This is a genomic window from Pseudomonas sp. UME65, assembly GCF_014170225.1.
Taxonomy (GTDB): Bacteria; Pseudomonadota; Gammaproteobacteria; order Pseudomonadales; family Pseudomonadaceae; genus Aquipseudomonas; species Aquipseudomonas protegens.
On the sequence record NZ_LZZQ01000013.1, the window covers coordinates 326,989 to 339,649 of the forward strand.

Annotated in this window: 13 protein-coding genes; 9 read left to right on the forward strand and 4 right to left on the reverse strand. The window is 63.8% G+C overall.

Features of this window, described 5'->3' with window-relative positions:
- The first annotated feature begins 72 nt into the window (after positions 1-72).
- Positions 73-387, forward strand: coding sequence for a putative quinol monooxygenase (locus A9971_RS16295; protein WP_015634064.1), 315 nt, complete (start codon positions 73-75; stop codon positions 385-387).
- A gap of 9 nt (positions 388-396) precedes the next feature.
- Here A9971_RS16295 and A9971_RS16300 read toward each other — a convergent pair whose 3' ends face one another.
- The gene (locus A9971_RS16300) at positions 397-1,161 is read right to left on the reverse strand and encodes a sulfite exporter TauE/SafE family protein (RefSeq protein ID WP_065364667.1); all 765 of its coding nucleotides are present in this window, start codon (positions 1,159-1,161) and stop codon (positions 397-399) included.
- 214 nt (positions 1,162-1,375) lie between these two features.
- Here A9971_RS16300 and A9971_RS16305 point away from each other — a divergent pair, with 214 nt between their 5' ends.
- The 3 genes from A9971_RS16305 to A9971_RS16315 all read left to right on the forward strand — a co-directional run bounded on the left by A9971_RS16305 (position 1,376) and on the right by A9971_RS16315 (position 3,325).
- Positions 1,376-2,257 (forward strand): LysR substrate-binding domain-containing protein, encoded by an 882-nt coding sequence (locus A9971_RS16305; protein WP_183001308.1) that lies wholly within the window; start codon positions 1,376-1,378, stop codon positions 2,255-2,257.
- 56 nt (positions 2,258-2,313) lie between these two features.
- Positions 2,314-2,889 carry an NAD(P)H-dependent oxidoreductase gene (locus A9971_RS16310; RefSeq protein ID WP_053156272.1) on the forward strand — a complete coding sequence of 192 codons (576 nt, stop codon included), beginning with the start codon at positions 2,314-2,316 and terminating at the stop codon, positions 2,887-2,889.
- Positions 2,890-2,953: 64 nt separating this feature from the next.
- On the forward strand, positions 2,954-3,325 hold the full coding sequence (locus A9971_RS16315; protein ID WP_053148950.1) for a MerR family transcriptional regulator: 372 nt from the start codon (positions 2,954-2,956) through the stop codon (positions 3,323-3,325).
- A 21-nt stretch (positions 3,326-3,346) separates the two neighbouring features.
- On the opposite strand, the gene A9971_RS16320 is transcribed toward A9971_RS16315, so the two are convergent.
- Together A9971_RS16320 and kynU are read right to left on the reverse strand one after the other, a co-directional pair.
- Positions 3,347-4,750 carry an amino acid permease gene (locus tag A9971_RS16320; protein WP_183001307.1) on the reverse strand — a complete coding sequence of 468 codons (1,404 nt, stop codon included), beginning with the start codon at positions 4,748-4,750 and terminating at the stop codon, positions 3,347-3,349.
- 110 nt (positions 4,751-4,860) lie between these two features.
- Positions 4,861-6,111 carry a kynureninase gene (kynU, locus tag A9971_RS16325; RefSeq protein WP_011059126.1) on the reverse strand — a complete coding sequence of 417 codons (1,251 nt, stop codon included), beginning with the start codon at positions 6,109-6,111 and terminating at the stop codon, positions 4,861-4,863.
- A gap of 187 nt (positions 6,112-6,298) precedes the next feature.
- Between kynU and A9971_RS16330 the strand changes: the two genes are divergently transcribed.
- On the forward strand, positions 6,299-6,772 hold the full coding sequence (locus tag A9971_RS16330; protein ID WP_011059125.1) for an Lrp/AsnC family transcriptional regulator: 474 nt from the start codon (positions 6,299-6,301) through the stop codon (positions 6,770-6,772).
- A 6-nt stretch (positions 6,773-6,778) separates the two neighbouring features.
- Here A9971_RS16330 and A9971_RS16335 read toward each other — a convergent pair whose 3' ends face one another.
- A complete protein-coding gene (locus A9971_RS16335) occupies positions 6,779-7,792 on the reverse strand; it encodes a helix-turn-helix domain-containing protein (RefSeq protein WP_011059124.1) in 1,014 nt (337 codons plus the stop codon).
- A gap of 369 nt (positions 7,793-8,161) precedes the next feature.
- Between A9971_RS16335 and antA the strand changes: the two genes are divergently transcribed.
- From antA to A9971_RS16355, 4 genes are all read left to right on the forward strand, one after another.
- Positions 8,162-9,550, forward strand: coding sequence for an anthranilate 1,2-dioxygenase large subunit (antA, locus tag A9971_RS16340; protein ID WP_183001306.1), 1,389 nt, complete (start codon positions 8,162-8,164; stop codon positions 9,548-9,550).
- Positions 9,551-9,552: 2 nt separating this feature from the next.
- Positions 9,553-10,044, forward strand: a complete 492-nt coding sequence (antB, locus tag A9971_RS16345) for an anthranilate 1,2-dioxygenase small subunit (RefSeq protein WP_183001305.1) — start codon at positions 9,553-9,555, stop codon at positions 10,042-10,044.
- Positions 10,045-10,061: 17 nt separating this feature from the next.
- Positions 10,062-11,084 (forward strand): anthranilate 1,2-dioxygenase electron transfer component AntC, encoded by a 1,023-nt coding sequence (antC, locus tag A9971_RS16350; RefSeq protein ID WP_065364671.1) that lies wholly within the window; start codon positions 10,062-10,064, stop codon positions 11,082-11,084.
- A 67-nt stretch (positions 11,085-11,151) separates the two neighbouring features.
- Positions 11,152-12,552, forward strand: a complete 1,401-nt coding sequence (locus A9971_RS16355) for an amino acid permease (protein WP_011059120.1) — start codon at positions 11,152-11,154, stop codon at positions 12,550-12,552.
- The last annotated feature ends 109 nt before the right edge of the window (positions 12,553-12,661 follow it).

A 12,661-nucleotide genomic window follows, 5' to 3' on the forward strand; every position in this document is an offset into this window, starting at 1 on the left:
AAACGCACGAATCAACGGTTGATTGTTGCCTTAGAATTTTTGCCGACCTCCCCATCAGCAAGAGTGCTCCTTATGCCCACACCCCAGGCCTTCATCCTTCACGCCAAGACCCGCCCGGAACGGGCTGATGCCTTCGAGGCGTTCTTTCTCGGCCATGTAGCCGCCAGCCGCGCTGAAGCCGGCTGCATCGAATACCACATGCTGCGGGACCGACAGGACCCGAGCCTGTTCATTTTCTACGAGGTCTGGGCTTCCCAGGAGGCGCTGGATAGCCACTCCAGCCTGCCGCACATGCAGCAGTTCCTCGACACGCGCATGGACTACCTGGAGCGCGACTTCGAGATCCGCGCCATCGACATGCTCAGCCCGGCCGCGGCTGGCCGCTGAGCAAAAGGTCTAGCCGCTGATCAGCAAGTGCCCGCCCAAGAGGCCCATGCCGACAAAGAACACCCGCTTGAACAACTGGGCGCTGATGCGCTGGCGCAACCACTGCCCCAGCCACATGCCCAGCAGCGCCGGGGCCAGGGTCAGCAGCGAGGCCCCCAGCTCGGCGCCGCCCAGGGCGCCGCGCCACAGCAGGCCGCCGGCCAGGGCCAGGGTCGAGACGGTGAACGACAGGCCCAGGGCCTGCACCAGCTGATCCTTGTTCAGCCCCAGGGCTTGCAGGTAGGGCACCGCCGGAATCACGAACACCCCGGTGGCCGAGGTGATGACCCCGGTGACCAGCCCGCACAGCGGCCCCAGCCAGCGCTCCTGGGCCGCCGACACTCGCAGGGTCGGCAACAGCAAGCCGCTCAGGGCATATAGCAGTAGCGCCGCCCCCAAGCCCCGCACCACCCAATGCCCGGCGTCGATTCCCAGCCACAGGGAGCCGGCGGCGGTGCCGGCAAAGATCGCCAGCAGCATCGGCCACAGGCGCTTGAGCAAGGCCGGCAGATGCCCGCCAAAGGCCAGTTGCCAGAGATTGGTCAGGGTCGCCGGGATAATCAGCAGGGCCGCAGCCTGCGCCGGCGCCATAGCCAACCCCAAGAGGCCCATGGCAACGGTGGGCAGGCCAAGACCGATCACCCCCTTGACCATGCCGGCCAGCACAAAAGTGCCGATCACCAACAGGGAAAGGGCCATTCCGAGATTCTGATAAAACGCGAGCGAGCTGTTCATGGGCCTATCCTGCGCCCTGCCCGCCCTGCTGAAAATCTGCCATATACTGAGCCAGCCTCTTGCCCGGCAATAGGCACATACAAAAACCTATGGCCCGTACCGCCCCAGGAGCTGGCTTGCCAGCGAAAGCGATTTCGAGATTTGCGCAAAACCCAGCGGCCTCTTCGCCGGCAAGCCGGCTCCTACAAAAATGACGCTCCCCGAGAGATGCCCCATGCACTTCGACCTGATCGACCTGCGCCTGTACCTGAACATTCTGGAGGCCGGCAACATCACCGCCGGTGCCGCTCGCAGCCACTTGTCGCTGGCCGCCGCCAGCGCTCGAATCCGCACCATGGAGGCCTCGCTGGGCATCGAGTTTCTCGAACGCGGGCGTCGTGGCATCCGCCCGACAGCCGCCGGCAAGGCCCTGGCCCAGCACGCGCGAACGCTGCTGCTGTACGCCGAGCACCTGCAGCAGGACCTTGGCGAATACGCCAGGGGGGTCAAGGGCCAGGTGCGCCTGTTGTGCAACACCACCGCACTCAGCGAGTACCTGCCAGAGCTGCTGGCAGACTTCCTGCACAGCCAGCCCCATGTCGATATCGAGCTGCAGGAGCTGCCCAGCCAGCGCATCACCCACGCCCTGCGCCAGGGCGCGGCGGACCTGGGGATCGTCTCCGATGCGGTGGACACTCAGGGCCTGATGACCCGGGCCTTTCGCGACGACCCACTGGTGCTGGTGATGCCCCCGGACCACCCCTTGGGTGCCCTGGCGGCCCCCAGCTTCAACGACAGCCTGGCCCACGACTATGTCGGCCTGGCCAGCCACAGCGCCCTGGCGGTGTACCTGGAGGAACAGGCCCTGCACCTGGGCCGGCGCATGCAGTTGCGCATCCGCGCCGAAGGCTTCGACGCCGTGCTGCGCATGGTGTCCCGCGGCGCCGGACTGGCCCTGGTGCCCCTGGCGGCCCTGCAACGCAACCTGCACCTGGCTCTGCAAAGCCGCCCCTTGAACGAGGCCTGGGCACGCCGCCGCTTGCTGCTGTGCGCCCGCGACTTCGACGCCCTGCCCCTGTATGCCCAGGGCTTGTGCCGTGCGCTGCTAGAGCCTTGACTCTCCCCTTAGGGGCAGACTTTAGCCTTGGGGTTTATTCCTCAAGGACCACGGCAATGAGCAAACGCATCCTGGTGATTCTCGGCCACCCTTCGCGCCACAGCCTGTGCGCGGCATTGAGCGAGCGCTACGTGAAGGCGGCGCAGGAAGCCGGCCATGAAGTGCGCCAGCTCAAGCTCGGCGACCTGCATTTCGACCCGGTGCTGCGCGAAGGTTATCGCCAGATCCAGCCCCTGGAAGAAGACCTGCAGCAGGCCCAGGCCGACATCCTCTGGGCCGAGCACCTGACCTGGGTCTTCCCCATCTGGTGGGGCGGCATTCCGGCGCTGATGAAGGGCTTTCTCGATCGCGTGCTGCTGCCGGGCTTCGCCTTCAAGTACCGCCCCGGCAAAGCCTTTCCGGAGCAGCTGCTAAAGGGCCGCAGCGCCCACCTGCTGGTGACCATGGATACACCGCCCTGGTACTTCCGCTGGTTCTACCGCATGCCCGGCTTGCAGCAGATGCGCCGCACCACCCTGGCCTTCTGCGGCATCAAGCCCTTGCGCACCCTGACCTTCGGCCCGGTGCTGGACGCCAGCCAGGAACGCCGGGCCGACTGGCTGCTGCAAGTGGAGCACCTTGCCAGGCAGTGAAAGCGCCGGATAATGCGCAACGCCGTCTACCGCCCGACGACCCGGTACTGGAAAAGGAGCCTTCATGTACATCGGCCAAGCCGCGCAACTGTCCGGAACCACGGTCAAGAGCATCCGTCATTACGAAGCCATCGGCCTCTTGCCCGAGCCGGCGCGCCAGGGCCGCTACCGCCTGTATGACGCGCAGAGCGTCGAGCAACTGATATTCATCAAGTGCGCCCAGCAGTTGGGCTTCAAGCTCAAGGAACTGCAGCAGGTATTCGCCACCCACCAGGGGCAGGCCTTCCCCTGGGACCGGGCCCAGGCGGCCCTGGCGCAGAAAAAGCGCGAGCTGCAACAGCAGATCGAGGATTTGCAGCAGTTGCAGGGCCGGCTCGAGCTGTTCGAGACCAGCCTGCAACAGGCGCGAGAGGAATGCCCCCTGGGCAGCCGCTAGGACCGCCCGGGCGGCCTTGCTTCAGACCTCCGACAAGCCGGCGACCACCCGCGGCTTACGAAAGCACAGGTAATAGACCAGGGTCAGCAACAGCAGGAACGGCACCCCGAACACCAGGGTCATCTTGAACGCCTCGGTGAAGAAGGTGGTGATCATCACCGCCCCCATCAGCACCAGCCCCAGCAGGGTGCTATAGGGAAACAGGCGCATGCGGAACGACAACTGCTGCTCGCCGTGGCGCAGGTGATAGCGGCGGAAGCAGTAGTGGGTGAGGAAGATCATGAACCAGGTGAAGATCGCGCCGAACATCGAGATCGCCATCATCAGGGTGAACGAACTCTCGGGGTACAGCACGTTGACCAGGGTCGCCAGGGCGATGCCGGAGCTGGACAGCAGCAGGGCATTGAGCGGAATCCCGTTCTTGCTCAGGGCCCCCATGGACTTGGGCGCATAGCCGGCGCGGGACAGGCTGAACATCATCCGCGTGGTGATGTAGAGCTGGCTGTTCATCGCCGATAGCGCGGCGATCAGGATCACGAAATTCATCACCCCGGTGGCCCCGGGAATACCGATGGTCTGCATCACCGTGACGAACGGGCTCTGGGCCTTGCCGGCCTGGGCCCAGGGCACGATGGCCAGCATCAGCGCCAGGGTCAGCAGATAGAACACCACCAGGCGCACGATGGTGGCGCGAAAGGCCTGTTTCACCGCGCGTTGCGGGTCCTTGGCCTCCCCCGCCGCCACCGCGATCATCTCCACGCTCAGGTAGCTGAAGATCGACACGATCACGGCAATCCACATGCCTTCGAAACCGTTGGGAAAGAAGCCGCCGTGAGCACTGTAGTTGTGCAGCCCGTAGTCGGGGTTGCCAGAGCCGAACACCACGTACACCGCCAGGATGATGAAGCCGACGATGGCGGCGATCTTGATGGTGGAAAACCAGTATTCGAAGTTGCCGAAGGTCTTCACGCTGATGCCGTTGAGCACGATCAGCACGCTGGAGAAGGAGATGATCCACACCCACTCCGGAACGTTGGCGAACCAGTACTTCATGTACATGGCGATGGCCGTGACTTCGGCCCCCACCGCCAGCACGATGGCCGCCCAGTAGGCATAGCGCACCAGGAAGCCGGCCAGCGGGCTGACGTAGAACTCGGCGTAGGCACCGAAGGAGCCGGAGGTGGAATGGGCCACGGTCATTTCCGCCAGGCAGCCCATCAGGATCAGGGTGATCAACGCGCCGATGGCGTAGCTCAGCAGCACGCTGGGGCCGGCATAACCGATGGCGTAGGCGCTGCCCATGAAGAGCCCGGTGCCAATGGCCCCGCCGATGGCGATCATGCTCATCTGGCCGGCGGTCAACTGTCGCCTGAGGCCGTGCTCGCGATTGGATATCGCTTCGAAACCCTTGTTGGAGGTGGTCACTTTGAGTGCCTCTTTATTGTTGTGTGCACGTATAAATCGTTGTGACGGCCCGTCCTTGTGCCGCTGGCCTGGTCGCCGCACAGGGCGGCAACCAGGGGGTGAAACACGCCTCAGGTCACGCTGTGGCGCACCTGGAATTGCGCCTGGGCCCAGGTTTTCTGGTCGAGGATTTCACCGAGGATCTGCACCGCGTCCCATACCTCGCTGAAGCGGGTGTACAGCGGAGTGAAGCCGAAACGCATGATCCGCGGCTCGCGGTAATCGCCGATCACGCCCCGGGCGATCAGGGCCTGGATCACCGCGTAGCCTTCGGGGTGCTCGAAGCTCACATGGCTGCCACGCTTGGCATGCTCACGCGGGGTCACCAGCTTCAGCTCGTGACCGGCGCAGCGCTGCTCCACCAGTTCGATGAACAGGTCGGTCAGCGCCAGGGACTTGCGCCGCAGGCTCTGCATGTCGGTCCGTTCGAAGACCTCCAGGCCGCATTCGACCATGGCCAGAGAGGTAATCGGCTGGGTGCCGCACAGGTAGCGGGCAATGCCGCTGGAAGGCTCGTAGCGGGTGGCCATGTCGAACTGCCGGGCATGGCCGAACCAGCCGGACAGCGGCTGGGTAACCAGGTCGCAGAGCGCCGGAGCGACCCAGGCGAAGGCCTGGGAGCCGGGGCCGCCATTGAGGTACTTGTAGGTGCAGCCGATGGCGTAGTCGGCGCCGCTGCGGCCCAGGTCCACCGGCACCGCGCCGGCCGAGTGGGCCAGGTCCCAGATGCTCAGGGCGCCCGCCTCGTGGATCAACCCGGTGGTCGCCTGCATGTCGTGCATGTAGCCGGTCTTGTAGTTGACGTGGGTCAGCAGCACCACCGCGGTGTCCTGGTCGATGGCCGCCGGCAGTTGTTCCGGGCTGTCCACCAGGCGCAGGGAGTACCCCTGCTGCAGCAGCTGCGTCAGGCCTTCGACTATGTACAGGTCGGTAGGAAAGTTGCTGCTTTCGGAGACGATCACCCGCCGCTGGGGCGCACGTCCGGCCTGGACCTGCAGGGCGGCGCTGAGGACCTTGAACAGGTTGATGGAAGTGGTATCGGTGATGACCACCTCACCAGCACCCGCACCGATCAGCGGCGCCAGCCGATCCCCCAGGCGCTGGGACAGGTCACGCCAGCCGGCCGTGTTCCAGCTGCGGATCAGGCCCTCGCCCCACTCTTGCTCGATCACCTGCCGGGCCCGCTCGGCAGCCGCCACGGGGCGGGCACCAAGGGAGTTGCCATCGAGGTAGATCACCCCTTCGGGCAGGCTGAACTGTTGGCGCAGCGGCGCCAGGGGGTCCTGTTCATCGAGACGCAGGCAGTGGTTTTTATCGATCATTGGCAGTCCTGTCTTGGTCAATGTCATGCCCACCGGAAGGGGCCGGGCACGGGGTCCTGGAAACCCGAAAACTTGAGAAATAATGGACGAAGGCCGGGAGAATTTTCGTGCAAAGTGCAGCGCGCTGTCGTACTAATCTCGAATAAAATTCTAATCCTCCAATAAAAAACGCGGATTTATGCCAACCATGACCCTCGACTCCACGGACCTGCGCATCCTCTACTTCCTGCAACAGGACGGGCGTATCAGCAATCAGGAACTGGCGGAGAAAGTCGCCCTCTCGCCCTCGGCCTGCCTGCGCCGCCTGCGCCTGCTGGAAACGGAGGGGATCATCAGCGGCTATCGCGCCCAGCTCAATGCCGAGCGCCTGGGCATCGAGCTGGAGGCGATCGTCCACGTATCCCTGCGCCAGGACGTGGAAGGCTGGCACGAGACCTTTATCGGCAAGGTCCAGCAGTGGCCGGAAGTGGTGGCCGCCTACGTGATCACCGGCGCCAGCAACTACGTGCTGCGCATCCAGGCGCGCAACCTCAAGCACTTCTCGGATTTCATCGTCAACCATCTGAACCGCGCCTCGGGCGTGACCGACATCCGCTCGGAAATCGTCCTGCAGAAGATCAAGGAACAGAACAGCCTGCTGGACCTGGTGCAGCGCAAGTAAGCCGTCCTAGAACCCGGCCGGGCGCCGCGCGGGGTGACGCTGGGCAGTGACGCTCGGGGTTTCGTCGAACAGCTTGCGGTACTCGGCGGAGAACCGCCCCAGGTGGGTGAAGCCCCAGCCCAGGGCAATCTCCGAGATGTTGCGCGCCGAGCCGTGCTCGAGTATTTCCTGGCGCACGCCATTGAGCCGGTGGCGCTTGAGGTAGGCCATGGGCGACAGGGCGAAGTACTTGCGAAAGGCCTCGAACAGCTTGAAGCGCGAGACGCCGGCGGCGGCCTCCAGGTCTTCCAGGTGCACGGTCTCGCGGGCATGTTCATGCAAGTGCTGGCGGGCCCGTACCAGATAGTGGGGCAGCTTGACCCCGAGCATCGCCCGCAACTCGCTGGAATAGTTGTTGGGCTGGGCCAGGATCAGGCCCTTGATCAATGAGCTTTCGATTTCCCGGGTGAAGGCCAGCTGTTCATAGAGCTCGTTGCCCTGTGCCAGTTCGCCGATGAAATGCTGCGCCATGCGCCACCATGCCGCGGCGGCACCGTGCAGCGCATCCATGCCGGGCTCGAAACGCAGCGGCTCCAGCACCGGGCGCTGCAACAAGCCTTCCAGGGCCTCGCTCATGGCCGGCCGGGAAATCACCACCTGCAGCTTGCGACAGTCTCCGGAGATGGCCAGCACCTGGCTTTCGTTGGGGGCGATGATCACCCCCTGGCCGCGGTCCGAGCGCAAGAGGCGCCCGTCCTTGCTCAGTTCCTGCTCGCCGCACAACGGCAGGCTCAGGCTGTAGCTGCTGAAGCGCTCGGTGTCCTGGATATCCACCACCACATCGGTGCCGTATTCGATGATGCCCAGGGTCGTGGAACGGGACCTGAGCACGTTGGCACTGTGGTGGAAACGAATGCGTTCGGGGTTGGCGGTTTCCAGGCGGTGAGGCCCACAGATTCCCGCCATCCAGTTCCTGGCCCCTTCAAGGTCAAAGCGATCGATACGAATCTCGCGAAACTGCCCATCAGCCTTGCTATTCATCACGGCGCACCCACGGCAATTTTTATTCAGCGCGCTCTGACGGCGCGTCTTGTATGACAGGGCAAGTTTTGCGCCAGCCGACGGCGCTGCCAACCCAGTGGATAGCAATCGTCGACTAAGTGGATAACCGGGCCCCATCACTCTCATTGGCTGCGCTCACAGTAGCCGATCAGCGCACCAACAGGCAGCCATCCATCGCTTGCCTGCACGATGCTGGGTAGATGCTACCCAGGGGCCCGCTGCTCCATGCCTTGCCGGGAACGGGCAATTTTGTGGATGACCTTGGCCGACTAAGCGGATAGCCGCAGGCCCCCTCCCCTCTCTCTAATGACTGCACCCGATTGGCCTGAATAAAAAAGGTACCGACTCATGAGTGGTGCAAGAAACGTCGAGCAGTGGCAAGACTTCATCGGCAGCTGCCTGGATTTTCGTCCCGCGGACGGGGTATTCCGTATCGCCCGGGACATGTTCACCGAACCCGAGCTGTTCGACCTGGAGATGGAGCTGATCTTCGAGAAGAACTGGATCTACGCCTGTCACGAAAGCGAGCTGCCCAACAACCACGACTTCATCACGATGCGCGCCGGGCGCCAGCCGATGATCATCACCCGCGACGGCGAGGGCCGGCTCAATGCCCTGGTCAACGCCTGCCAGCACCGCGGCACCACCCTGACCCGGGTCGGCAAGGGCAACCAGTCCACCTTTACCTGCCCCTTCCATGCCTGGTGCTACAAGAGCGACGGGCGCCTGGTGAAGGTCAAGGCGCCAGGGGAATACGACGAGGGCTTCGACAAGGCCACCCGCGGCCTGAAGAAGGCCCGCATCGAGAGCTACAAGGGCTTCGTCTTCATCAGCCTGGACGTAGCCGCCGACAATTCCCTGGAAGACTTCCTCGGCGACGCCAGGATCTTCTTCGACATGATGGTCGCCCAGTCCCCCGATGGTGAGCTGGAGGTGCTGCCGGGCAAGTCCGCCTACACCTACGACGGCAACTGGAAGCTGCAGAACGAGAACGGCCTGGACGGTTATCACGTCAGCACCGTGCACTACAACTACGTGGCCACGGTGCAGCACCGCCAGCAGGTCAACGCCGACAACGGCGCCGGCAGCAGCGCCACCCTGGACTACAGCAAGCTCGGCGCCGGCGACGCCAGCACCGACGATGGCTGGTTCGCCTTCGAGAACGGCCACAGCGTGCTGTTCAGCGAAATGCCCAACCCGGCGGTGCGCTCCGGCTACGCCAGCATCATGCCGCGCCTGGTGGCCGAGCACGGCCAGGCCAAGGCCGAGTGGATGATGCACCGCCTGCGCAACCTGAACATCTACCCCAGCCTGTTCTTCCTCGACCAGATCAGTTCCCAGTTGCGGATCATCCGCCCCATCGCCTGGAACAAGACCGAGATCATCAGCCAGTGCATCGGGGTCAAGGGCGAGAGCGACGCCGACCGGGAAAACCGCATCCGCCAGTTCGAGGATTTCTTCAACGTCTCGGGCATGGGCACGCCGGACGACCTGGTGGAGTTCCGCGAGGCCCAGCGCGGTTTCCAGGGGCGCCTGGAGCGCTGGAGCGATGTCTCTCGCGGGCGCCAGCATTGGGTCAGCGGACCCACCGCCAACAGCGAGAACCTGGGCATCCAGCCGGCCATGACCGGCACCGAAATCACCCATGAGGGGCTGTACGTCAACCAGCACCAGAACTGGCAGAAGTTCCTCCTGGACGGCCTGCAGCGCCAGCCCCTGAAACTGCGTGAGGTGTAAGCATGAATGCGCAATTGCAGTACCAGATCGAGCAATTCTTCTATCGCAAGTCCGAGCTTTGCGATGCCCAGGACTGGGACGCCTACCTGCAACTGTTTGCCGTGGACAGCGAGTTCCACCTGCCCCAGTGGGACTCGGAACACGTCTACACCCGGGACCCGAAACGCGAGATGTCGCTGATCTACTACGCCAACCGTTCGGGGCTGGAGGACCGGGTGTTCCGCCTGCGCACCGGCAAGGCGGCCTCGACCATTCCCATGCCGCGCACCCTGCACATGGTCAGCAACCTGCGCATTGCCGAGGGCGACAACGGCCTGCTGCGGGTACGCCTGAACTGGCACACGCTGTTCTATCGCCTGGCCACCGCCGAGGAGTTCTACGGCCACGCCACCTACGACCTCAAGCCCCAGGGCGAAAGTTGGCTGATCCAGCGCAAGCACGTGCTGCTGCTCAACGACACGATCAACTCGGTGCTCGATTTCTATCACCTCTGACCCACGGAAGTTCTCCCATGACGCACAAGGTCGCGTTCAGCTTTGCCGACGGCAAGACCCTGTTCTTCCCGGTCAAGGCCAATGAAATCCTGCTCGACGCCGCCCTGCGCAACGGCATCAAGATCCCCCTGGACTGCCGCGAAGGGGTGTGCGGCACCTGCCAGGGCCGTTGCGAGTCGGGCCAGTACAGCCAGGACTATGTGGACGAAGAAGCCCTCAGCGCCCAGGACCTGGAACAGCGCAAGATGCTCACCTGCCAGACCCGGGTGCAGTCCGACGCAGCGTTCTATTTCGATTTCGACTCCAGCCTGTGCCACAGCGCCGACCCGGTGCAGTTGCAGGGCTCGGTGATCGACGTGCGCCAGGTGTCCGAAAGCACCGCCATCCTCCACCTGGATCTGGGCGGCCATCAGGCGCCACTGGATTTCCTCCCGGGCCAGTACGCCCGCCTGAGCATCCCCGGTACCGGCACTAGCCGGGCCTACTCCTTCGCCAACCGGCCGGCGGCGGACAACCAGTTGCAGTTCCTGATCCGCCTGCTGCCCGACGGGGTGATGAGCAATTACATCCGCGAGCGCTGCCTGGTGGGCGACACCCTCCAGCTGGAGGCGCCGCTGGGGGCCTTCTACCTGCGCCAGATCAGCCGTCCGCTGATCCTGGTGGCCGGTGGCACCGGGCTCTCGGCCCTGCTGGCGATGCTCGAACAGATCGTCGAGCAGGGCTGCCAGCAGCCGGTGCACCTGTACTACGGCGTGCGCCACAGCCGCGACCTGTGCGAGCTGGAGCGGATCCAGGCCCATGGCGAACGCCTGGCGGACTTTCGCTTCACCCCGGTGATCAGCGACGCCGACCCGGATTGGCCGGGCAAGCGCGGCTACATCAGCGAACACTTCGACAGCAGCGAACTGCGGGACCAGGACACCGACATGTATGTGTGCGGGCCGCCGCCAATGGTCGATTCGATCCGGATCTGGCTGCAAGAACAGCAACTTAACCGCGTTCAGCTGTATTACGAGCGGTTCACCGAGAGTAATATCTGATCCCGTCAGCATTCGCCGTGATCGACCCCGATCGATCCTGATAACAACTAGAAGAGAGCGCACATTAGTGGATCAAACCTTGAAGCAGGGTGAACTCAAGCGTGGCTTGAAGAACCGCCATATTCAGCTGATCGCCCTGGGCGGGGCGATCGGCACCGGACTGTTCCTCGGCTCGGCCGGGGTTCTCAAATCCGCCGGACCTTCGATGATCCTGGGCTACGCGATTGCCGGGTTCATTGCCTTCCTGATCATGCGCCAACTGGGGGAAATGATTGTCGAGGAGCCGGTGGCCGGTTCCTTCAGCCACTTCGCGCACAAGTACTGGGGCGGCTATTTTGGCTTTCTCGCGGGCTGGAACTACTGGGTGCTGTATGTCCTGGTGGGCATGGCCGAGCTCACTGCGGTGGGCAAGTACGTGCAGTTCTGGTGGCCGGAGATCCCCACCTGGGTCAGCGCCGCGGTGTTCTTCGTGCTGGTCAACCTGATCAACATGATGAACGTGAAGTTCTTCGGCGAGGCCGAGTTCTGGTTCGCCATTATCAAGGTAGTGGCCATCGTCGGCATGATCGTCCTCGGCTGCTACATGCTGTTCAGCGGCAGCGGCGGCAGCCAGGCCTCGGTGAGCAACCTGTGGTCACACGGCGGCTTCTTCCCCAACGGCGGCACCGGCCTGCTGATGGCCATGGCCTTCATCATGTTCTCCTTCGGCGGCCTGGAACTGGTGGGCATCACTGCCGCCGAAGCCGCCGAACCGCGCAAGGTCATTCCCAAGGCCATCAACCAGGTGGTCTACCGGGTGCTGATCTTCTACGTCGGCGCCCTGGCGGTGCTGCTGTCGCTGTACCCGTGGGACGAACTGCTGGTGAGCCTCAACGCTGGCGGCGACGCCTACAGCAGCAGCCCGTTCGTGAAGATCTTCTCGCTGATCGGCAGTGATGCCGCAGCGCAGATCCTCAACTTCGTGGTCCTGACTGCGGCGCTGTCGGTGTACAACAGCGGCGTGTACTGCAACAGCCGCATGCTCTATGGCCTGGCCGAACAGGGTGACGCACCCAAGGCGCTGATGAAGCTCAACAAGCAGGGCGTGCCGATCCTGGCCCTGGGCATTTCCGCGCTGATCACCCTGCTCTGCGTGCTGGTCAACTACCTGGCGCCCCATGAAGCGCTGGAGTTGCTGTTCGCCCTGGTGGTGGCCGCATTGATGATCAACTGGGCGCTGATCAGCCTGACCCACCTGCGCTTTCGCAAGGCCATGGCCGAGCAGGGCGTGGTGCCTTCGTTCAAGGCCTTCTGGTCGCCGCTGAGCAACTACCTGTGCCTGGCCTTCATGGTGATGATCGTCGGCGTGATGTGGATGATCCCCGGCATCCGTGCCTCGGTGTACGCGATCCCGGTGTGGGTCCTGGTGATCTGGGGCTTCTACCTCCTGAGCCGGGCGAAGAAAGCTTCGCAACCCGCCCTGCGCTAAGCCCACAGGTTCACGCCACACCCCCGAGCCCGGCCTTATCCAAGGCCGGGCTTTTTTGTCGGCGCCGCCAAAGTGGTCTGCCAGCAAACAAGAATGTGGCTCGAAACGA